This is a genomic window from Oceanicaulis sp. UBA2681 (genome assembly GCF_002354675.1).
GTDB lineage: Bacteria > Pseudomonadota > Alphaproteobacteria > Caulobacterales > Maricaulaceae > Oceanicaulis > Oceanicaulis alexandrii.
On the sequence record NZ_DEMB01000008.1, the window covers coordinates 91,940 to 113,047 of the forward strand.

The window sequence follows — 21,108 nt, forward strand, 5'->3', positions numbered from 1 at the left end:
CTCTTCTTCGAGGCTGGCCTGATCCCGATGTTCCTGATCATCGGCGTCTGGGGCGGTCAGAACCGGATCTACGCGGCGTTCAAATTCTTCCTCTACACCTTCATCGGCTCGGTTCTGATGCTGGCGGCGATGATCGTGATGTTCGTTCAGGTCGGCACCACCGATATCGAGGTGCTGCTGGCGCATCCCTTCGCCCGTGATCTTCAGATCTGGCTGTGGCTAGCCTTCTTCGCGTCCTTTGCGGTGAAGATGCCGATGTGGCCGGTGCACACCTGGCTGCCGGACGCCCACGTGCAGGCGCCGACGGCGGGCTCTGTGATCCTGGCGGGCATCTTGCTGAAGCTCGGCGGCTACGGCTTCCTGCGCTTCTCGATCCCGATGTTCCCGAACGCCAGCGACTTCTTCGCGCCGATGGTGTTCGTGCTGTCGATCATCGCCATTGTCGTCACCTCGCTGATCGCCTTCCGTCAGACCGACATTAAGAAGCTGATCGCCTATTCGTCCGTGGCGCACATGGGCTTTGTGACCCTGGGCATCTTCACGATGACCGAGCTTGGCGTGCAGGGCGCGATCTTCCAGATGCTCAGCCACGGCGTCATTTCCGCTGCACTCTTCTTGTGCATCGGCGTGATCTATGACCGCTTCCACACCCGCGAGATCTCCTTCTACGGCGGCCTCGTGCACAAGATGCCGGTGTTCGCCGCCGTATTCGGCCTGTTCGCCATGGCCAATGTCGGGCTTCCGGGCACGTCGGGCTTCATTGGCGAAATCATGACCATGACCGGCGCCTTCCAGGTGGATCCGCGGGTCGCGGCTGGCGCTGCGCTCGGCGTGATCTTCTCGGCGGTCTACATGCTGGTCGCCTACAAGAAAGTCGTCTTCGGCGTGATCACCAATCCCAAGCTTGAAACCGCGACCGACCTCAATGGCCGCGAATGGATCAATCTGGGCGTTCTGGCCGTGCTGGCGGTGTATTTCGGTTTCTTCTCGACACCGATCACCGACACCACTCGCGCCTCCGTGGACCAACTCATTCAGCACTACCAGTCCGCGCAGACGGTCGAGGCGATTGCCTCTGACGTCGCGCCGGCTGAAACCGCTGCGCACTAGCAAGGACAGGTCATGACTGTTTCGACGCTGCTCGCCGACCTTCAACTGCTGACGCCGGAGCTTCTGCTCTCTGTCGGCGCCATGGCGCTCTTGCTCATCGGGGTCTACACCAAGGGCGAGGCCAAGGCGGCCCAACGCATCATGACGCTGGCGACGGCGCTGTTGATCCTCGCCGCCGGCGTGTCGGTCTGGATGGCGCAAAGCCCGGGCGGCACGGCCTTCCACGGTGCGTTCGTGCTTGATTCCTTCTCCATGTACGCCAAGACGGCCGTCTATCTTGCGGGCGCGGTGGCTCTGGTGCTGGCGGGGCATTATCTGCGCGCCGAACAGCTCGCCCGGTTTGAATACCCGGTCCTGGTGACGCTCGCCGTCACCGGCATGAGCGTGATGGTGTCGGCCAACGACCTGATCACGCTTTATCTGGGCCTGGAGCTGCAATCTCTGGCGCTCTACGTGCTTGCTGCGTTCAACCGCGACTCCCTGCGTGCGTCCGAAGCGGGCCTGAAATACTTCGTGCTGGGCGCGCTCAGCTCGGGTCTGCTGCTGTACGGCTCGTCTTTGGTTTACGGCTTCTCAGGCTCCACCGCATTTGACGCCATCGCTGTCGCGGCGGCTGAAGGCGGCCAGAATATGGGTCTGCTGTTCGGCCTGGTCTTCGTGATCGCCGGTCTGGCCTTCAAGGTGTCCGCTGCGCCGTTCCACATGTGGACGCCGGATGTGTATGAAGGCGCGCCCACTCCGGTCGCCGCCTTCTTCGCCACCGCGCCGAAACTGGCGGCCATGGTGCTGCTGGCCCGCGTTCTGATGGAGCCGTTCGGCCCGATGACCGAGCAATGGCAGCAAGTCACCATGGTGATGGCGGTGCTGTCGATGGCGTTCGGCTCGTTCGGCGCGCTGATGCAGTCCAACATCAAACGCCTGATGGGCTACTCCTCCATCGGCAATATGGGCTATGTGCTGGTCGGTCTGTCCGCCGGCACCGCGCTCGGCCTGTGGTCGGTGCTGTTCTACATGACGCTGTACGTGATCGGCGTCGCCGGCGCGTTCGCCGTCATCCTCTCCATGCGTCGCTCTGAGGGCATGGTGGAGCGGATCGAGGATCTGGCCGGTCTGTCGCAGACCCGCCCGGCGCTCGCCTGGTCTATGACAGCCCTGATGTTCTCCATTGGCGGCATGCCGTTCATGATCGGCTTCTTTGGCAAGCTCTTCGTGTTCTATGCGGCGGTGCAGGCGGGTCTGATCTGGCTGGTCATTCTGGCGGTGCTCTTCTCCACCGTGTCGATCGCGTACTATCTGCGGGTCATCAAGGTGATCTGGTTTGACGAGCCCAATGGCGATTTCCTGCCGGCGCCGGCCGGTCCGGCCATCGTGTCGCGTCTGGCGGCTCTGGTGGCGGTGTCCATGCCGGTCGTGGGCGTGATCATCGCGCTCGTGGTCAATGCCGGGGCAGGCATTGGCGGCTAAGCCCGGCCTGCCGATCACCTATTTCGACACGCTGGACTCCACCAACGAGGAAGCCAAACGTCAGGCGATGGCGGGCGCAACGGGTCCGCTCTGGATCGTTGCGCGTCGTCAGAGTTCAGGGCGAGGGCGCCGGGGACGCGTCTGGACCTCGACACCGGGCAATCTCTTCGCAACCGGGCTCTACCGGCTAGATTGCGAGCCGGCGCGGGCCGCCCAGCTGTCCTTTGCGGCGGCTTTGGCGGTCGGTGATCTGTGCGCCAGCGTCCTGGACGCTGATCGCGTCCGCCTGAAATGGCCCAATGACGTCCTCGTGGGCGGACGCAAGATCAGCGGCATCTTGCTGGAATCCGGTCAGCATGCTGATGGCGGGCTCTGGCTGGCGGTTGGCATTGGCGTCAATCTCAGCCATCACCCTGAAGACTCCGAGCGCCCGGCCACGGATCTGCGCGCTCAGGGCGCTGAACTCAGCGTGGAGGACGCCGCTGAACGTCTTTCCCAGCGCTTTGACCATTGGCTGAACCGATGGGCTCAGGATGGGTTCACGCCGATCCGTGAAGCCTGGCTGTCGCGCGTTCACGGACTGGGCGAACGCTGCGTCGTCCGACTGGAAACCGAAACCCTGGAGGGCGTGTTCGCCGATCTGGGGCCGGACGGCTCGCTGCGACTTGATTTGAAAGATGGCGGTCGGCGCTTTATCTCCGCTGGTGACGTTTTTTTCCCCGGCGCTTCAACCTGATGCGCCGCTCCAAGGAGCCGGTCCATGCTTCTCGCGATTGATTGCGGCAACACCAACACGCTGTTCGCCGTGCATGACGGCGATGACTGGCGCGCGCAATGGCGCACCGCGACCCATTCCACGCGCACGGCGGATGAATATGCTGTCTGGTTGCAGCAACTGCTTCAACTTCAGGGGCTTGATCTTAAAGACTTAAAGGGTTGCGTGATCTCTTCCGTGGTGCCGCAATCGCTGTTCAACCTGCGCAATCTGGCGCGGCGCTATGTGGGCGCTGATCCTGTGGTTGTGGGCGATGCGCATGTGGATCTGGGCGTGGGCGTGAACCTGCCGCGTCCCGAGGAAGCGGGCGCAGACCGTCTGGTGAACGCGCTTGGCGGCCGGGTGCGGTATGACGGCGCGATGATCATCGTGGATTCCGGCACGGCCACGACCTTCGACGTGGTCTCCGCCGACGGCAATTTCGAAGGCGGCGTGATCGCGCCAGGCATCAACCTCTCCATGCAGGCGCTGCATCAGGCGGCGGCGCGCCTGCCACGCATTGCAATCGAGAAACCTCAACGGGTTATGGGCAGGGATACCGTCGGCGCCATGCAGTCGGGCGTGTTCTGGGGCTATGTTGATCTCATCGACGGGCTTGTGACGCGGCTCAAAGCCGAGTACGGCCAGCCCATGACCGTTATTGCTACTGGCGGCGTCGTTTCCCTGTTTGAGGACGCGGCGCGCACAATCGACCATTACGACCCTGATCTGACCATGCGGGGCCTTCTGGAAATCTGGAAACGTAACGCGCCTCAGGGCGAGGGGATTCACGCATCGTGAGCCAGACTGACAACGCATTGTATTTCGTCCCGCTCGGCGGCTCCGGCGAGATCGGGATGAACCTGAACCTTTATGGCTATGGTCCCGAAGAAGATCGCAAATGGATTATCCTCGATTGCGGGGTGACCTTTGGCGACCTGACCACGCCGGGCGTGGACATCATCACTCCCGATCCGCGCTTCATCGCAGAGCGCAAGCACCAGCTTCTGGGCATCGTGCTGACCCACGCCCACGAAGACCATATGGGCGCGGTCGCTCATTTGTGGCGCCAGCTGGAATGCCCGATCTACGCGACGCCGTTCACGGCTTGGCTGATGCGCGACCGTCTCGCCGAGCACGGCCTGCTCGATCAGGTGGCGCTGCATGAGATCGACCTGCACACCAGGTTTGAGCTGGGCCCGTTCGACATGCAGCTGGTGACGCTGACCCACTCCATCCCCGAACCCAATGGCGTGATCATCCGCACGCCGGTCGGCACGGTGCTGCACACCGGCGACTGGAAGATCGATCCCGAACCGCTGATCGGCGCTTCGACCGATGTCGCCGCGCTGGAAGCGGCGGGCGAAGAGGGCGTGATGGCGATGGTGTGCGACAGCACCAATGTCTTCACCGAAGGGGAATCCGGCTCTGAAAGCGATGTGCGCGACAACCTGATCGAGCTCGTCGGCAAGCAGACGGGCCGCGTGGCCATCGCGGCGTTCGCGTCCAATGTCGCGCGCCTTGAAACCGCGATCCGCGCAGGCGAAGCCAATGGACGCCGCGTCTGCCTGGTGGGCCGGTCCATGCACCGGATGACCCAGGCCGCGAAAGCGGTGGGGCTTCTGGCCGATTGCCAGCCTTTCATCGAGGAAGAGGAAATCGGCTATTTCCCGCCCGACAAGATCTTGCTGCTGTGCACCGGCTCTCAGGGCGAACCGCGCGCCGCACTGTCGCGCATTGCTGAGGGATCACATCGCAATGTCACGCTAAACAAAGGTGACAGCGTGATTTTCTCCTCCCGGATCATTCCCGGAAACGAGCGCGGCATTTTTGATCTGATGAACCGTCTGGCCGAGCGCGGCGTGGACATCATCACCGAGCGTGACGAGCATATCCACGTCTCGGGCCACCCCTGCCGGGACGAATTGCGCCAGATGTACGCCTGGGCCAAGCCCACCACCGCGATCCCGGTGCATGGCGAATATCGCCATCTGGTCGAGCACGCCCAGCTGGCGCGTGACCTTCAGGTGCCCAACGCCGTGGTGCCGCGCAATGGCTCGATCATTCGCATCACCCAGGACGGCGCCTCCATCGTGGATGAGGCGCCTGCGGGTCGCCTTCATGTGGACGGCAATTTCCTGACCGAGGCGGATGCGGAATCCATCAAGGAGCGCCGTCGTCTGGCCTATAATGGTCATCTGACCGTCGCCGCCGTACTGGCGGACGGCGAGCTGGTGTCCGAGGTTGATGTGCGCGCCATGGGCGTGGCGTCCACCCATGCCTATGACCTTGATGACTTCCTGGATGATCTGGCGGAGGCGGCGGACACCGCGTTCAAACGCCTGGATCGTCGGGCGCGTAAGGATCCGGGCGCGGTTGAAGAAGCGATCCGCCGCGGCGTGCGGCGGGAGGCGAGCCGGATCTGGGGCAAGAAACCCCATGTGGAAGCCATTATTCTCACGGTTTGATAAGCACGGAGAGTCGTCATGAAGCTGGGACGTTTGAACCATGTGGGCGTTGCGACGCCGGATGTGGACGCCGCTGCGGCGGTCTATGCCGAGCTTTATGGCGCGACCGAGCGGACCGAAACCAAGGATTTCCCGCATCTGGGCGTCCGGGTGGTGTTTGTGACCTTGCCGAACATGCAAATCGAGCTGATCGAGCCGCTGGGCGAGGCGAGCCCGATCCACAAATACCTCGAAAAGAACCCCAAGGGCGGCCAGCACCATATGTGCTTTGAGGTCGAGGACATCGTCAAAGCGCGCGACGCCATGGTGGAGCGCGGCGCCACGGTGCTCGGGACCGGAGAGCCTTATATCGGCGCCCATGGGGTGCCGGTGATCTTCGTCCATCCCAAGGACACTGGCGGCGTGCTGGTCGAGCTGATGCAGGACCCGGCGCTATACCAGGGTGAGGCGAACCATTGAGGCGCTATGCGGAATACGCCCTTCTGGGCCTGGTCTTTGTGATCTGGATTGCCCAAGGCTTCATGCCAGATCGCGGCGTGGGTCTGGTCACTGGCGTGGTGATCTTCCTGATTTCCTGGTGGATGCTGTTTCTGGGCGTTTTGCCGCTCAAGGTCCGCGGGCAGTTTGAAGATGATGATGTGGTCGAAGGCTCCGAGCCCGGCGCGCCCGTATCGCCTCGCATCAAAGAGAAGATGTGGCTCGCCACCGTTTTGACTGCGGGAGTGTGGCTGGTCCTGTTCACGATTCTTGAATTTGGCCTGGTCGATCTGGACTCCCTGACCTGGGGACCGAGCTATATCGAGTACGACTAGCGATCAGTCCTCCTCTGGAGTCTCGCTGTCATCTGACATGCTGGCGTGCTCCCAGCTCATCAGAAGTACGCCTGAAAACACTACGGCGAAGCCGGCCAGGTGCACCCAGGCGAACGCCTCGCCAAGCAGGATGTAGGATAGGACCAGCGCGGACACCGGCATCACGCCCATGAACGCCGCCGCGGTCGCGCCCTCAGCCTTCTGAACGCCCGCATACCAGAGCCAGCTGCCCAGTGCGAGGGTGCCCACGCCATACCAGACCAGCGCGGTCCAGACGCCGACGTCAAAGTCGGACGGCGTGAATGACGGCCATTGCCAGACCGCCAGCGGAACAAAGAGCGGAATAGAGAGCGCCGACGCCAGAAAGGCCACCAGCACAGGGTCCATGTTCTTGGTCAGGGTCTTGCCCAGAAGCGTATAGGCGCTTTCGCAACACACCGCCGCGAACACCAGAACGACGCCCCAGAGCGAGCCGCCAGTTTCAGCGCCAGAGCCGCCCAGTTGCAAGATCAGGACCCCTGAAACCGCGCAGCCAATCGCGACCAGCTTGCGCCAGGTGGATCTGTCTCTCAGAAACACCATGGAGGCGGCGGCCGTCACCGCTGGCGTGGTGCTCATCACCACGGCGCCCGTCACTCCGGATGCGAGCCGCATGCCGTAGAGCATGAAGGCGGAAAAACCCACCATGCCGAAGAGAGCGATGAAACCGATCCGCATCCAGTCGCCTGTTGCAATATCGCGGACGGTTTCGCGACGCCGCCAGGCGAGGGGCGCCAGAAACACTGCGCCCAGTCCCACACGGAACAAAGAGGCGATGAAAACAGGCGCAGCCTGGGTGACGATCTTGCTGACGGGCGTGGCCGATCCGAACATCGCCATGCCTGCGATCAGTTGCGTGATCGTGAGCGCTTTTTGAGAGGTTTGGCTGTCAGAAGAGGCGGGGCGTTCGCTCATTAGGAGTGATCCGGCGTTTGGCGTATGAGTTCAGTGAGGCGGGGCGGGTCTGCATGGCTTGTCCTTCTCCAACGCTAAGTCTAATCGTTGGGTTCCCGCTGTTTTCATAGTCGCCGGATTCTTGCCCCATGCGCCTGTCCCGTTTTTTCCTGCCTGTTTTGAAGGAAACCCCTTCTGACGCGCAGATCGTCTCTCATCAGCTCATGTTGCGCGCCGGCATGATCCGCCAGGAAGCGGCGGGGATTTACGCCTGGTTGCCGCTCGGGCTGCGGGTGCTGCGCAAGATCGAAAATATCGTGCGCGAGGAACAGAACCGCGCCGGCGCGATCGAGCTGTTGATGCCGACCTTGCAGCCGGCGGATCTGTGGCGAGAGAGCGGACGCTATGACGATTACGGCAAGGAGATGCTGCGCATTGTCGACCGCCATGAGCGCGACCTGCTGTACGGCCCGACCAATGAAGAGATGATCACGGAGATCTTCCGCGGCTATTGCCGGTCCTACAAGGACTTGCCGAAGATCCTGTATCATATCCAGTGGAAGTTCCGCGACGAGATCCGCCCCCGCTTCGGCGTGATGCGCGGCCGCGAATTCCTGATGAAGGACGCCTATTCCTTCGACCTGGATTACAAAAGTGCTGTAAGGGCTTACAACAAGATGTTTGTGGCCTACCTGAACACGTTTGCGCGTATGGGCCTCAAATCTGTGCCGATGCGGGCGGACACCGGCCCGATTGGCGGCAAGCTGTCGCACGAATTCATCATCCTGGCCGAAACCGGTGAGAGCGAAGTGTTCTGTGACGCCCGGCTGGTGGACATGCCCGCGCCGGGTGAGGTCGATTTTGACGGTGATCTTCAGCCGCTGGTCGACGAGCGCACCGCGCTCTACGCCGCCACCGAGGAAATGCACGACGCCGCGCGCTTTGAAGCGGAAGTGCCGCAAGAGCGACGCGTGTCTGCGCGCGGCATCGAAGTGGGCCATATCTTCAATTTCGGGACCAAGTATTCTGACCCGATGAAGGCGTTGGTCACCGGGCCGGACGGCAAGGACACGGCGGTTCATATGGGCTCTTACGGGGTCGGCGTGTCGCGTCTTCTGGGCGCGATCATCGAGGCCAGCCATGACGAGAACGGCGTGATCTGGCCTGAAGCCGTCGCGCCGTTCGGCGCAGGCGTCATCAATATGCGCGCGGGCGACGAGGCGTGCGACGCCGCGTCCATTGATGTCTACGCCAAGCTCGACGCAGCCGGGCTTGAGCCGCTTCTGGACGACACCAATGAGCGGGCGGGCGCGAAATTCGCCACCATGGACCTGATCGGCGTGCCTTATCAGGTGGTCATCGGTCCGCGCGGCCTGAAAGAGGGCAAGGTCGAGGTGAAAATCCGCGCCTCTGGCGAGCGCCATGAGCTCAGCCTTGAAGACGCCGTCAATCGCCTGGTGGAGGGTGCGTTCAAGTGAGCTCTGACGCCGCGTCGACAGTAGCGCCCGATACGCCGCCATCCTCAGGCGCGGCGCCGTTCTCCGGCTATGAATTCATGCTGGCGTTCAAGTATCTGCGCGCCCGCAAGAAACATGGCGGCGTGACGCTGATCTCGGTGATCTCGTTTGTGGGCATCATGTTGGCGGTCGCGGTGCTGATCACTGTCATGAGCGTGATGAACGGGTTCCGGCACGAGCTTCTGACGCGGCTTCTGGGCGTTCAGCCTCATATCTATGTTTATGTCCCGTCTGAGCAGGGTGAGGCGGCGCTGACGCTGGCGGACCGGATTCGCGAGCTGGAGGGCGTGCGCCAGGCGGGCCCGGTTGCGACCGGACAAGCGCTGGTGACGTCAGGGCGGTCCGCCGCCTTTGCGCAGGTGTCCGGCGTCCGGCCTGACGATCTCGCGCGGTTTGATCTGATCACCGGCGCGCAAGGCGCGGATGCGGTCGGCGGCGGGCTGGTGTCTGGCTCGATTGATGATTTCGGGGCGGGGCGTAATGGCGGTGACGTGATCATCATGGGCACGGTCATGGCCGCTCAGCTCGGCGTTGGCGTAGGCGACCAGGTGACCCTGGTGTCGCCCCAGGGCGCGACCACCGCGCTCGGCATGACGCCGCGCTCCAAGCGTTACACCATTGGCGGGCTTCTGAGCGTCGGGGTTCAGGACCTGGACCAGATCCTCATCTACATGCCGCTTGAGCAGGCGGCGCTGTTTTTCAATCGGCCCGCCCAGGGCGATTATATCGATGTGCGGATCGCCAATCCCGATGCGCCCGAGCCGGTGATCGAGGCCATCCGCGCCATCGCGCCCCAGGGCAGCGTCATGTTTGACTGGCGGCGGCAGAACCAGGCGTTCTGGAACGCCTTGCAAGTCGAGCGGGTCGCCATGCGGCTGATCCTGTCGGCCATCGTGCTGATCGCCGCGATGAACATCATCTCCGGCCTTGTGATGCTGGTGAAGAACAAGACCCGCGACATCGCCATTTTGCGCACCATGGGCGCCAGCCAGGGCGCCATCATGCGTATTTTCCTCATCGCCGGAGCGGCGGTGGGCGTGCTCGGCACGCTGGCCGGCATCGCCCTGGGGTTGCTGGCGGTGATCGGCATTGGCCCGATCCAGGATTTCGTGTCCTGGGCCAGCGGCGTCAACGTGTTCGACCCCAGCGTCTATTCGCTCTATCGCCTGCCGGCCCGGCTGGATTGGGGCGAGGTGGCGTTCGTGTCCTTCTGGGGGGTGTTCGCGTCCCTGGTGGCCACGCTGGCGCCGTCCTGGCGCGCGGGCCGCATCGATCCTGTCGAGGCGCTTCGCTATGAATAAGCCAGCGCTTTCCCTAAAGGGCATCACCCGCATTTATGAAACCGAGGGCGAGCGGCTGGAGGTTCTGACCGACGCCGATCTCGACCTCAATCCCGGCGAGCTCGTAGGGCTGGTCGGGCCGTCTGGCTCTGGCAAATCCTCGCTGCTTCATGCGGCGGCGTTGCTTGAGGCGCCCAATGCCGGCGAAGTCTGGATCGGCGGTCAGAACGGGCTGGCGCTGTCGGAGCGCGACCGGACGGCTTTGCGTCGCCGTGAGGTGGGGTTCGTCTATCAATTTCATCATTTGCTGCCTGAACTGGACGCTCTGGATAATGTCGCCTTGCCGCGCATGATCTCTGGAACCAGCCACAAGGTCGCACGTGAGGCGGCGGAGACCCAATTGACCGCTTTGGGATTGGGCGGGCGCTTGCGCCATCGTCCCGGGCAGTTGTCAGGGGGCGAGCAGCAACGTGTCGCGATTGCACGGGCTCTGGTGAACGAACCGCGCATTCTGCTGGCGGACGAGCCTACGGGCAATCTTGATCCCGCCACATCCGATCAGGTGTTTGAAGCGCTCGCGCACGCGTGTCGCGGGGCCGGGGCGGCGGCGTTGATCGCCACGCACAATCACGAGCTGGCGTCGCGCATGGATCGCGTCGTAACGCTGGATCGCGGCCGCGTCGTCCCGTTCACGAGCGCCTGACGCGCCTCCAATTCCGTTCTCCAAGTGTTCCAAGTTGCGGGTTTTCCGCAGCTTTTCAGATCGAATCAAAAACGACTTGACGGTCGGAACAAAAGCAGAAAATATGCAATGGAACAAAACAGGAATAACTGCTTTAGACGCAGTTGATCAAGGAGTTGTCCCCATGCGTAACCTGATTGAAGACATGACGTCCGCCGCTGTGATCGTAGGCTTCATCGCTGTGGCTCTCAGCCTGTCCGCCGCAATCGCAGGCTGACCTCGGCGCCGGACGGGCGCTAGAATGAAGCGGTGAGTCCGCCAGATCTGGAGCGCCCGTCGTGAGCGATGCCCCCTTCGTCCATTTGCGTGTCCGGTCGCCATACTCCTTGCTGGAGGGGGCGATCCGGATCAAGGAGACGGCGGCGCTATGCAAGACCTTCTCCATGCCGGCGGCGGCGATCACCGATTCCAACAATCTGTTCGGCGCTCTAGAGTTTTCCGAAGTGCTGTCGGACGAGGGCGTCCAGCCCATCACCGGCGTGACGTTGTCGGTCCAGGTTGAGGCGCCGCGTCCGGGCGAGCGGGCGAAGCCGGACGGTACGCTGGTGTTGTTGGCGCAATCCCAAGAGGGCTACGCCAATCTGATGAAGCTGTCTTCGGCGGCTTATCTCGACGTCGCCGCTACGGATGAGCCTCATGTGCCGATCGAAAAGGTGCTGGAGCTGAGCGAGGGTCTGATCTGTCTGACGGGCGGATTTGACGGCGCGCTGAACCGTTTTCTCTGCACAGGTCGGGACGGGCAGGCGCAGGCCCTCTTGGAACGCTTGCGCGCCAGCTTTCCCGATCGCCTGTATCTCGAACTTCAACGTCACGGGCGTGCGGACGACGTCACCGCCGAGTCCTGGCTGGTCGACCAGGCTTATGCGCTGGACCTCCCATTGGTGGCGACGAACGAGCCGCATTTCCCGAAGCCTGAATTCTATCAGGCCCATGATGCGCTGCTGTGCATCTCAGAAGGCGCCTATGTCAGCATGGATGACCGGCGAAAGCTGACCGCCGAACATGACTTCAAATCCGGCGCCGCGATGGCGGAGCGCTTCTCCGACCTGCCTGAAGCGATTGCCAACACGCTTGAGATCGCCAAACGCTGTTCTTTCCGGCCTCGCACCTCAAAGCCGATCCTGCCGCGCTTTCCGACGCAGGGCGATCGCAACGAAGCTGAGGAATTGCGCGCCCGGGCGACTGAAGGCCTGGAAGACCGGCTCGCCAAGATCGAAATGGCCGATACGCGAGAGGCGTATTTCGAGCGCCTGGATTACGAGCTCGGCGTTATCGAACGCATGGGGTTTCCGGGCTACTTCCTGATCGTGTCTGACTTCATCCAGTGGGCGAAATCCCAGGACATTCCTGTGGGGCCGGGACGGGGGTCGGGCGCGGGGTCTCTGGTCGCCTGGGCGCTGACCATCACCAATCTTGATCCGCTGCGGTTCGGCCTGCTTTTTGAGCGCTTCCTGAACCCCGAACGCGTGTCCATGCCGGACTTTGACGTAGACTTCTGTCAGGATCGCCGCGGCGAGGTGATCCGGTATGTGCAGGAGCGCTACGGTCAGGACCGGGTGGCGCAGATCATCACCTTCGGCACCCTGCAGGCGCGCGCGGTGGTGCGTGATGTGGGCCGGGTGCTGCAATTGCCGTTCGGTCTGGTGGACCGGATCGCCAAACAGGTGCCCAACAATCCCGCGCAACCTGTCACTCTGGCGGAGGCGGTCAAGACCGAGCCCAAGCTGCAGGAGATGCAGCGCACCGACGACATGGTCGATCAGCTCATCACCGTGGCTTTGCAATTGGAGGGGTTGTTCCGGAACGCTTCCACCCACGCCGCAGGCGTGGTGATCGGCGACCGGCCGCTGACGGATCTGGTCCCGCTCTATCAAGACCCGCGCTCGGACCTGCCCGCCACCCAGTTCAACATGAAATGGGTCGAGCCTGCGGGTCTTGTGAAGTTTGACTTTCTGGGGCTGAAAACCCTCACCGTGATCGCGCGGGCGCTGAGCTATATTGAAAGCGCGGGACTTGCGCGTCCGGACATGGACGAGATCAGTCTGGAGGATCCCGCCACTTACGAGCTTCTGGGCGCGGGATCTTCTATCGGCGTGTTCCAGCTTGAAAGTACGGGCATGCGCGACACGCTGCGCAAGCTCAAGCCTGACACCATCGAGGACATCATCGCGCTGATCTCGCTTTATCGGCCGGGCCCGATGAAGAATATCGACGTCTATGTGGACCGCAAATTCGGGCGCAAGAAGCCTGATTACCTGCACAAGGACCTCGAGCCTGTCCTGAAGGAGACCTACGGGGTCATCATCTATCAGGAACAGGTGATGCAGATCGCCCAGATCCTGTCCGGCTATTCTCTTGGAGAGGCCGACCTTCTTCGCCGCGCCATGGGCAAGAAGAAGAAGGAGGAGATGGACAAGCAGCGCGTACGCTTCAACGAGGGGGCTGAAAAGCGCGGCGTTTCCAAGGACAAGGCCAATTACATCTTTGACCTGGTGGCTGAGTTCGCCGGTTACGGCTTTAACAAATCACACGCCGCTGCCTACGCTCTGATCGCCTATCAGACGGGGTGGCTGAAAGCCAATCATCCCGCCGCCTTCATGGCCGGTCTGATGAGCCTTGATAGCGCCAACACCGAGAAGCTTGCGGTCTTCTTCCAGGAATCCAAACGCATCGGTCTTGAGGTCCTGCCGCCGGATGTGAATGCGTCGGAAGCGGATTTCGCGCTTGAAGACGGTCATATCCGGTACGCCCTCGGCGCTATTCGCAATGTGGGCTATGCGGCGATGGAACATGTGGCCGAGGTGCGTCGCAGGGGCGGGCCTTACAAGGACGTGTTTGATTTCGCCGAGCGGGTGGATCCGCGTCAGGTGAACAAGCGCGCGTTTGAAAACCTCGCTCGCGCCGGCGCGTTTGACACCCTGGAGCCCGACCGCGCCAAGGCGCTGGCCTCCGCTGAAATGCTGTTGTCAGTCTCCCAGAACGCCCAGTCCGAGCGCGACAGCGCGCAGGCCTCCCTGTTTGGCGGGGGCGGGGAGTCTGGCGGCGCCAGGCTTGAGCGCCCCATTCTGCCTGACCCTGAGCCCTGGGATCCGGTTCGGCGTCTTGATGAAGAGCTCGCCGCCATCGGGTTCTACCTGTCCGGTCACCCGCTCGATGACATGATGCCGGCCCTGGCCCGGCGCGGCGTTGTGGTCTTTGCAGACCTGCCGTCCAAGGCCGCCGAGGGCGCACGCGCCGCGCGGCTCGCCGCCGTGGTGCGCCGCCGTCAGGAAAAGGTGTCTCAGCGTTCGGGCGAGAAATTCGCGTTCGTCACGCTCTCTGACCCTTCAGGGGAGTTTGAGGCGCTGGTTCCGCCGAAAGTGTTGCGCGAAATTCGCGAGGTGATCGAACCGGGCGCGTCAGTGCTGGTGAACGCCAAGATCGAGGCGCAGGATGAAGGGCTTCGCCTGATCATTGACGGCGCGGATACGATCGATCCCTTTGCGGCTGAACATATCGGTCAAGGGCTCAAGATCCGTCTGGGGCAATCAGGCGCGCTCGAGCCCTTGCGCAAGCGCATCGACCGGGCCGATGGTCGGGAGGGCGCCGTGAAAGGCTCCATCCATCTGATCGTGCCTTTGTCTGACGGACGTCTCGCTGAAGTGCGGCTTCCCGGACGTCATGCGGTCGACCCGGCGGCCCGGGCTGCGGTGAAAGCGGTCGCCGGCGTTCTGGAGGTGGAGACGCTGTAAGCCGCGCCTCTGGGCGTCCTTGGCCTCAGAAATGACAGTTCAGGCGGCAGGCAGAGGCGGAAAGTCCGCTCTCATGGCTTGCAGCTTTGGGCTGCTGCCCGTATAAGCGCGCCCGATCCCGCACGCGGAGCTTCGGCTTTTCAGGTGAAAAGTCGCTCCGGTGCCGCAAGTCATGTCTGACGCCCAAGCTGGATGTCAGATGAGGCGAGCGGCTCCGCTCCGCGGAGGCCAACCGGAAAAAGGACCTAAAATTATGGCTCTTCCTGATTTCTCCATGCGCCAGCTGCTCGAAGCCGGCTGTCACTTCGGTCACCAGACCCACCGCTGGAACCCGAAGATGAAAGATTACATCTTCGGCGAACGCGCCAACATCCACATCATTGACCTGTCGCAGACCGTTCCGCTGCTGCACCAGGCGCTGGTGAAGGTGCGTGAAGTCGCCGCCAAAGGCGGTCGCGTTCTGTTCGTGGGCACCAAGCGCCAGGCCGCCGAGCCGATCTCTCTGGCCGCGTCGCGCTGCGCGCAATACTACATGAATCACCGTTGGCTGGGCGGCACGCTCACCAACTGGCAGACCATCTCCAAGTCAATCGCGCGTCTGCGCGAGCTGGAGACCCTGTTGGACGCCGAGGGCGGCCCGACCGGTCTGACCAAGAAAGAAATCCTGATGCTGACCCGCGAGCGTGAAAAGCTCGAGCGTTCCCTGGGCGGTATCAAGGAAATGGGCGGCACGCCGGACCTGATGTTCGTGATCGACACCAACAAGGAGTCCATCGCCATTCAGGAAGCCAAGCGCCTGAACATCCCGGTCGTGGCCATCCTGGACACCAACTGCGACCCGGATCCGATTGATTTCCCGATTCCGGGCAATGACGACGCCTCTCGCGCCCTGTCGCTGTATTGCGACCTGATCGCGGACGCCGTGCTGGACGGCATCGCCGACAGCCAGGCCGCTCTGGGCATGGATCTGGGCGAATCTGAAGCGCCGAGCGAAATGGCTCTGGGCGTGGACGAGAGCGAAGCCGCTCCGACCGAAGAACCCGCCGCCGAAGCCGCGCCCGCTGCTGCGGAAGCGCCGGCTGAAGACGCCAAATCCTAATAGCGCCAAACGCGCGATCCAAGGAGACCTCCCCATGGCTCAAATCACCGCCGCTCTCGTCAAAGAGCTTCGCGACAAAACCGGCGCCGGCATGATGGACGCCAAGAAGGCGCTTGTGGAAGTTGACGGCGACATGGAAGCCGCCGTTGACTGGCTTCGCAAGAAAGGCCTGTCCAAAGCCGCGAAAAAAGCAGACCGCGTCGCAGCTGAAGGCCTGGTGGCCGTCAAGTCCGAAGACAAAGGCGCCGGCATGGCTGCGTCCGCTGTTGAAGTAAACGCAGAGACCGATTTCGTTGCACGCAACGAAATCTTCCAGAAAGCTGTTGGCGAGATCGCCGCTCTGGCGATCAACGCTGACTCTGTGGACGCGTTGAACGCGGCTCAGATGTCTTCTGGCAAGTCCGTTGCCGACACCATGACCGATCTGATCGCTCAGATTGGTGAGAACATGTCGGTTCGCCGCGCCGCCACCCTGTCTGTGGATCCGGGCGTCGTCGCAGCTTACGTGCACAACGCGGCTGGCGACGGCATGGGCAAGATCGGCGTGCTGGTCGCGCTGAAGTCCGAAGGCGACAAGGCGGTTCTCGCTGAGCTGGGCCGCAAGGTCGCCATGCATGTCGCTGCAGGCTCTCCCGCACCGGCTCTGGCCGTCCATGAGGGCGAGCTGGATCAGGACGTGGTCGAAAAAGAACGCCAGGTGTTCGCTGGCCAGGCCCGCGAATCCGGCAAGCCGGAACAGATCGTTGAGAAAATGGTCGAAGGCCGTCTGCGCAAGTTCTACGAAGAAGTCGTGCTGCTGAAGCAGGTCTTCGTGTTCGACACCGACAAGACCGTCGCCGAAGCCATCAAGGCGGCTGAAGGCGATGCAGGCGCACCGATCGAACTGACCGGTTTCGTCCGCATGGTTCTGGGCGAAGGCGTCGAGAAAAAAGAAGAAGACTTCGCCGCTGAAGTCGCAGCCGTCGCTAAAGGCTAAAGTTTTCGGCCCGGGCGTGTGAAGTCACGTCCGGGCCGGACTCCATCTGAAGACAGCAATCATGCGGAGTTTGCCGTGACCGACACCGAGGACCGACCGCTCATTACGCCTAAGGGCCCCTATAAACGGGTTCTTTTGAAGGTTTCCGGTGAAGCCCTGATGGGCGATCAGCCCTACGGCATCGACATGACAACTGCAGATCGCATCGCCCGCGAAGTCGGCGAAGCGGTCGAGGCTGGCTACGAGCTGTGCCTTGTGATTGGCGGCGGAAACATCTTCCGCGGTCTGACCGCCGCCGCCAAGGGCATGGAGCGCGCCGCCGCCGACTATATGGGCATGCTGGCGACGGTGATGAACGCGCTGGCCATGCAGACCGCGCTCGAGCGTGTCGGCGTCCAGACCCGCGTCCAGTCCGCCATTCCCATGACCACCGTGTGCGAGCCTTATATTCGCCGCCGCGCTGTGCGCCATATGGAGCGCGGACGCGTCGTGATTTTCGCCGCAGGCACGGGCAATCCGTTTTTCACCACCGACACGGCCGCCGCCCTGCGCGCCGCCGAAATGGGGTGTGACGCCTTGTTCAAAGGCACCAGCGTGGACGGCGTTTATGATGACGATCCGCGTAAAAATCCGCAGGCCAAACGGTTTGAGTCCCTTGACTATATCGACGTTCTGGCGCGCGATCTCAAAGTTATGGACGCCTCGGCGGTGACGCTGATGCGCGACAACCAGATTCCGATCGTGGTGTTCAACATTCGAGAGCAGGGCGGTCTCGCCCGGGTTCTGGATGGCGAGGGCACGTGTACGGTCGTGGGCGGCTCATCCAGCTCAGCCGCATAAAAAAGGGGAGACACGGACATGTCCGGTTTCGACATCAAAGACATCGAGCGCCGCATGGATGGCGCGATTGACGCGCTCAAGAAAGAATTCGCCGGCCTGCGCACCGGTCGCGCTCACGCCAGCTTGCTCGACCCGATCAAGGTTGAAGCCTATGGCGCGCTGACCCCGATCAACCAGGTCGGCAATGTCTCCGTGCCTGAGCCGCGGATGATTACGATTTCGGTCTGGGACAAAACTCTGGCCGGCGCTGTGGAAAAGGCGATTCGCAACTCCTCGCTGGGCCTGAACCCGGTCTCCGAAGGCGAAACCCTGCGCATTCCGATTCCGCCGCTCAATGAAGAGCGCCGCGTCGAGCTGGCCAAGACCGCCGGCTCCTACGCGGAAAACGCCCGGGTCGCCGTGCGCAATGTGCGACGCGACGGCATGGATCAGCTCAAGCGCGACGAAAAAGACAACGAGATCAGCGAAGACCAGCACAAGAAGCTGGCTGACCAGATCCAGAAACTGACCGACGCCAAAGTGGCGTCCATCGACACCCTGCTGAAGACCAAGCAGGACGAGATCACTCAGGTCTGATGGGACGGGCGCCCGCCCTAGGGCGGCGCCCTGTAACGGCGGGAGGGCCGTTTCCATGAGCGAGACCGAACCGTCCGGCCAGACGCCGCAGCACGTCGCCATCATTATGGATGGCAATGGTCGCTGGGCGGCGTCTCGGGGGCGCCCGCGCGCCTTTGGTCATCGCAAAGGGGTTGAGGCGGTGCGCGAGGCCGTGCGCGCCGCCGGTCAGCTTGGGGTGCGCTATCTCACCCTGTTCAGCTTTTCCACCGAGAACTGGAACCGTCCCGTCGCCGAGGTCGAGGCGCTGTTCGAGCTGTTGCGAAGGTTCGTGGCGGCCGATCTCGACCGGCTGCATGCCGAAGGCGTTCGCGTGCGCATCCTGGGCCGCCGGGAAGGGCTGAGTGATGAGTTGCTGCGCCTGATAGAGTCTGTGGAAACGCGAACCGCGGACAATGACGCCTTCTTTCTCAACATCGCCTTCAATTATGGCGGCCGTGACGAGATCGTCCGCGCTGCGCAGCGTGCAGCCAAGGCCCATGACGGCGATTTGTCCGCACTGAACGAAGCCGAGTTCGCCCGTTATCTGGACACGGCTGACCTGCCCGACCCAGATCTGGTGATCCGCACCAGCGGTGAACGCCGCATCTCCAACTTTCTTCTCTGGCAAGCCGCTTACGCCGAATTCGTCTTTATGGACACGCTCTGGCCGGACTTTGACAAGTCAGCCTTTGAGGCCGCCTTGTCTGAATACGCCAGTCGGGACCGTCGCTATGGCGGCGTGCGCCATGGCTGACCCTGATGACCCTGAAAGCACCACCGCGCCCCGCAAGCCTATGCGCGGCGATCCCATGTTCTCCAGACGGGTGCTGTCCGCGCTGGTGCTTGCGCCTGTCTCAATCGGATTGGTGATCTGGGGCGGGTCGGCGTTTTCCATATTCATCGCCGCTTTCTCCGCCGCCATGGCGTGGGAATGGGTGCGCATGTCCGATCCGATGGCTCCGCCGCGCGCCTTCGCGATCGCCACAGGCACCGCTGTGGGCGGGGTGATGCTCGCCAGCCAGCTTGAGCTTTTGGGGGCTGCGGCCTGGATCCTGGGCGGCGCTCTCGCAGCCTACGCAGACCGGAGACCTCGCAGCCGGGGTTATGAGGCCTTGTTCGGCGTTGCGTATGTGGCGCTGGCCGCGAGCGTTCTGGGCGCTTTGCGTCATGAGGAGAGTGCTGGACTGGCCGGCGTCGTCTTTCTGATCAGCGTCGTCTGGGCGGCGGACACGTTCGCCTATCTGGCGGGGTCCTGGCTGGGCGGTTGGAAGCTGTTGCCCGCCGCGAGCCCCAACAAGACCTGGGCGGGGCTGGTTGCGGGACTCGCCTTTGGTGTGATCGCCGGCGCGTTCGCGGCCTGGTGGGCGGGCTGGGACCCAAGGCATGGTGCGATGCTGGCTGCGCCCACGGCGCTGTCGGCGGTGGCGGGTGATCTGTTGATGTCGCTGGCCAAGCGCCGCTTCGGGGTCAAGGATGCCGGCACGGTGATCCCCGGGCATGGCGGCGTGCTGGACCGGGTGGATGCGCTGATGATGGCGGCCCTTTTCGCCGGGATATGGTCCTGGGTCGGGCCGGGCGGATGGCCTGGAGGGGGCGCATGAGCGCACGGACCGTTACAATTCTGGGCGCGACCGGCTCTGTCGGGCGCGCGACGCTGGATCTGATTGAACGGGCGCCCCAGGGCGCGTTTGATGTCGTGGCGCTGACGGCGAACAGCCAGTCGGCTGACCTGGCCGAGCTTGCGATCCGGACGAAGGCGCAGTTCTGCGCCGTCGCCGATCCGGAAGCCGGGCCTGCGCTTGAAGCTGCGCTGCAAGGGACGTCCATTCGCAGCGCCGCCGGTCCTGACGCTGTCTGTGAAGCCGCGCGCATGTCTGCGGACTGGGTGATGGCGGCGATCGTCGGCGCAGCCGGACTGCCGCCGACGCTGGAGGCCGTGCGTCGCGGCGCAGCAGTGGCTTTCGCCAACAAGGAAGCGCTGGTTTGCGCCGGGGATCTGTTCATGACCGCTGCGCGGGAGGCGGGGGCCCGCCTGTTGCCCGTGGACTCAGAACATAACGCCATCTTCCAGGCCTTTGACGAAAAGCAGCGCGCTGGCATTCGCCAGATCATCCTCACAGCATCGGGCGGCCCGTTCCGGCACTGGACGCTCGAGCAGATGGGGCAAGCGAGCCCGGCGCAGGCGGTGGCGCATCCGACCTGGACCATGGGCGCGAAAATCTCGGTGGATAGCGCCACCATGATGAACAAGGGTCTCGAGATCATCGAGGCGTGCCATCTGTTCGGTCTGCCTCAGACCGATGTGGATGTTCTGGTGCACCCTGAATCCATTGTTCATGGCCTGGTGGAGTACGCAGATGGCGGCATGCTCGCTCAGCTTGGCATGCCGGACATGCGCACGCCCATCGCCCACGCCTTGGCCTGGCCGGACCGGCTCGAGACGCCTGTGGAACGGCTTGATCTCGCCAAGCTCAGCCAGCTCACTTTCGAAGCCCCTGATCCGGTGCGGTTTCCTGCGCTTGACCTGGCGCGAGCCGCCTTTGATGCGGGGCGGGGCGCGCCAGCGATTTTCAATGCGGCCAATGAAGTGGCGGTCGCCGCCTTTCTGAATGGTCAGATAGGCTTTCTTGACATCGCGGCATGTGTCTCTGACTCTCTGGAGCGAGGGGAAGCAGACGGCGTCGCATCCGTGCAGCCATCTGACTTTGAGGCTGTGTTGGACGTGGACCGGCAAGGCCGCCGGTTGGCGATGGACGCGGTTAAGCAGCGAACCCGTTAAAGCGGC

19 protein-coding genes are annotated in these 21,108 nt (G+C 63.0%); 18 read left to right on the plus strand and 1 reads right to left on the minus strand.

Annotated elements, in window-relative coordinates; all coding sequences use genetic code 11:
• The 7 genes from B3M53_RS05625 to B3M53_RS05655 form a co-directional block, all read left to right on the plus strand.
• On the plus strand, positions 1 to 1,110 hold a 1,110-nt coding region (locus B3M53_RS05625; RefSeq protein ID WP_286799809.1), incomplete at its 5' end, for an NADH-quinone oxidoreductase subunit M.
• A gap of 12 nt (positions 1,111 to 1,122) precedes the next feature.
• Positions 1,123 to 2,574 (plus strand): NADH-quinone oxidoreductase subunit NuoN, encoded by a 1,452-nt coding sequence (gene nuoN / locus B3M53_RS05630; protein ID WP_286799810.1) that lies wholly within the window; start codon positions 1,123 to 1,125, stop codon positions 2,572 to 2,574.
• On the plus strand, positions 2,564 to 3,310 hold the full coding sequence (locus B3M53_RS05635; protein ID WP_286799811.1) for a biotin--[acetyl-CoA-carboxylase] ligase: 747 nt from the start codon (positions 2,564 to 2,566) through the stop codon (positions 3,308 to 3,310). The genes nuoN and B3M53_RS05635 overlap by 11 nt, the downstream gene beginning before the upstream one ends.
• Positions 3,311 to 3,334: 24 nt before the next feature.
• Complete coding sequence (locus B3M53_RS05640) at positions 3,335 to 4,129, plus strand: type III pantothenate kinase (RefSeq protein ID WP_022699579.1); 795 nt, start codon at positions 3,335 to 3,337, stop codon at positions 4,127 to 4,129.
• On the plus strand, positions 4,123 to 5,796 hold the full coding sequence (locus B3M53_RS05645) for a ribonuclease J (protein WP_414690706.1): 1,674 nt from the start codon (positions 4,123 to 4,125) through the stop codon (positions 5,794 to 5,796). The genes B3M53_RS05640 and B3M53_RS05645 overlap by 7 nt, the downstream gene beginning before the upstream one ends.
• A gap of 18 nt (positions 5,797 to 5,814) precedes the next feature.
• Entirely contained in the window at positions 5,815 to 6,255 is a 441-nt protein-coding gene (gene mce, locus B3M53_RS05650; protein WP_273147698.1) for a methylmalonyl-CoA epimerase, read from the plus strand.
• The gene (locus B3M53_RS05655; RefSeq protein ID WP_273147695.1) at positions 6,252 to 6,608 is read left to right on the plus strand and encodes a DUF1467 family protein; all 357 of its coding nucleotides are present in this window, start codon (positions 6,252 to 6,254) and stop codon (positions 6,606 to 6,608) included. The genes mce and B3M53_RS05655 overlap by 4 nt, the downstream gene beginning before the upstream one ends.
• Positions 6,609 to 6,611: 3 nt before the next feature.
• On the opposite strand, the gene B3M53_RS05660 is transcribed toward B3M53_RS05655, so the two are convergent.
• A complete protein-coding gene (locus tag B3M53_RS05660; protein WP_286799815.1) occupies positions 6,612 to 7,562 on the minus strand; it encodes a DMT family transporter in 951 nt (316 codons plus the stop codon).
• A 128-nt stretch (positions 7,563 to 7,690) separates the two neighbouring features.
• Here B3M53_RS05660 and proS point away from each other — a divergent pair, with 128 nt between their 5' ends.
• The 11 genes from proS to dxr all read left to right on the plus strand — a co-directional run bounded on the left by proS (position 7,691) and on the right by dxr (position 21,102).
• Entirely contained in the window at positions 7,691 to 9,019 is a 1,329-nt protein-coding gene (proS, locus tag B3M53_RS05665) for a proline--tRNA ligase (protein ID WP_286799817.1), read from the plus strand.
• Positions 9,016 to 10,359 (plus strand): lipoprotein-releasing ABC transporter permease subunit, encoded by a 1,344-nt coding sequence (locus tag B3M53_RS05670; protein ID WP_286799818.1) that lies wholly within the window; start codon positions 9,016 to 9,018, stop codon positions 10,357 to 10,359. The genes proS and B3M53_RS05670 overlap by 4 nt, the downstream gene beginning before the upstream one ends.
• The gene (locus tag B3M53_RS05675; protein ID WP_286799819.1) at positions 10,352 to 11,041 is read left to right on the plus strand and encodes an ABC transporter ATP-binding protein; all 690 of its coding nucleotides are present in this window, start codon (positions 10,352 to 10,354) and stop codon (positions 11,039 to 11,041) included. The genes B3M53_RS05670 and B3M53_RS05675 overlap by 8 nt, the downstream gene beginning before the upstream one ends.
• 317 nt (positions 11,042 to 11,358) lie before the next feature.
• Positions 11,359 to 14,811, plus strand: coding sequence for a DNA polymerase III subunit alpha (dnaE, locus tag B3M53_RS05680; RefSeq protein ID WP_286799820.1), 3,453 nt, complete (start codon positions 11,359 to 11,361; stop codon positions 14,809 to 14,811).
• Between the two features lie 253 nt (positions 14,812 to 15,064).
• Positions 15,065 to 15,910, plus strand: a complete 846-nt coding sequence (gene rpsB / locus B3M53_RS05685; protein ID WP_022699569.1) for a 30S ribosomal protein S2 — start codon at positions 15,065 to 15,067, stop codon at positions 15,908 to 15,910.
• Positions 15,911 to 15,944: 34 nt separating this feature from the next.
• Entirely contained in the window at positions 15,945 to 16,886 is a 942-nt protein-coding gene (tsf, locus tag B3M53_RS05690) for a translation elongation factor Ts (RefSeq protein ID WP_273147680.1), read from the plus strand.
• A gap of 102 nt (positions 16,887 to 16,988) precedes the next feature.
• On the plus strand, positions 16,989 to 17,726 hold the full coding sequence (pyrH, locus tag B3M53_RS05695) for a UMP kinase (RefSeq protein ID WP_028284439.1): 738 nt from the start codon (positions 16,989 to 16,991) through the stop codon (positions 17,724 to 17,726).
• An 18-nt stretch (positions 17,727 to 17,744) separates the two neighbouring features.
• Positions 17,745 to 18,302, plus strand: a complete 558-nt coding sequence (gene frr / locus B3M53_RS05700) for a ribosome recycling factor (RefSeq protein WP_022699566.1) — start codon at positions 17,745 to 17,747, stop codon at positions 18,300 to 18,302.
• A gap of 55 nt (positions 18,303 to 18,357) precedes the next feature.
• Positions 18,358 to 19,077, plus strand: coding sequence for a polyprenyl diphosphate synthase (gene uppS / locus B3M53_RS05705; RefSeq protein WP_022699565.1), 720 nt, complete (start codon positions 18,358 to 18,360; stop codon positions 19,075 to 19,077).
• Positions 19,070 to 19,924 (plus strand): phosphatidate cytidylyltransferase, encoded by an 855-nt coding sequence (locus B3M53_RS05710; RefSeq protein ID WP_286799821.1) that lies wholly within the window; start codon positions 19,070 to 19,072, stop codon positions 19,922 to 19,924. The genes uppS and B3M53_RS05710 overlap by 8 nt, the downstream gene beginning before the upstream one ends.
• Positions 19,921 to 21,102, plus strand: a complete 1,182-nt coding sequence (dxr, locus tag B3M53_RS05715; RefSeq protein WP_286799822.1) for a 1-deoxy-D-xylulose-5-phosphate reductoisomerase — start codon at positions 19,921 to 19,923, stop codon at positions 21,100 to 21,102. The genes B3M53_RS05710 and dxr overlap by 4 nt, the downstream gene beginning before the upstream one ends.
• Positions 21,103 to 21,108 lie beyond the last annotated feature (6 nt).

Excerpts from the sequence above, each read along its gene's own strand:
- nuoN (WP_286799810.1), top strand. The coding sequence starts at position 1,123 with ATGACTGTTTCGACGCTGCTCGCCGACCTTCAACTGCTGACGCCGGAG.
- B3M53_RS05640 (WP_022699579.1), top strand. The coding sequence starts at position 3,335 with ATGCTTCTCGCGATTGATTGCGGCAACACCAACACGCTGTTCGCCGTG.
- mce (WP_273147698.1), top strand. The coding sequence starts at position 5,815 with ATGAAGCTGGGACGTTTGAACCATGTGGGCGTTGCGACGCCGGATGTG.
- B3M53_RS05660 (WP_286799815.1), bottom strand. The coding sequence starts at position 7,562 with ATGAGCGAACGCCCCGCCTCTTCTGACAGCCAAACCTCTCAAAAAGCG.
- proS (WP_286799817.1), top strand. The coding sequence starts at position 7,691 with ATGCGCCTGTCCCGTTTTTTCCTGCCTGTTTTGAAGGAAACCCCTTCT.
- B3M53_RS05675 (WP_286799819.1), top strand. The coding sequence starts at position 10,352 with ATGAATAAGCCAGCGCTTTCCCTAAAGGGCATCACCCGCATTTATGAA.
- rpsB (WP_022699569.1), top strand. The coding sequence starts at position 15,065 with ATGGCTCTTCCTGATTTCTCCATGCGCCAGCTGCTCGAAGCCGGCTGT.
- tsf (WP_273147680.1), top strand. The coding sequence starts at position 15,945 with ATGGCTCAAATCACCGCCGCTCTCGTCAAAGAGCTTCGCGACAAAACC.
- frr (WP_022699566.1), top strand. The coding sequence starts at position 17,745 with ATGTCCGGTTTCGACATCAAAGACATCGAGCGCCGCATGGATGGCGCG.
- uppS (WP_022699565.1), top strand. The coding sequence starts at position 18,358 with ATGAGCGAGACCGAACCGTCCGGCCAGACGCCGCAGCACGTCGCCATC.
- B3M53_RS05710 (WP_286799821.1), top strand. The coding sequence starts at position 19,070 with ATGGCTGACCCTGATGACCCTGAAAGCACCACCGCGCCCCGCAAGCCT.
- dxr (WP_286799822.1), top strand. The coding sequence starts at position 19,921 with ATGAGCGCACGGACCGTTACAATTCTGGGCGCGACCGGCTCTGTCGGG.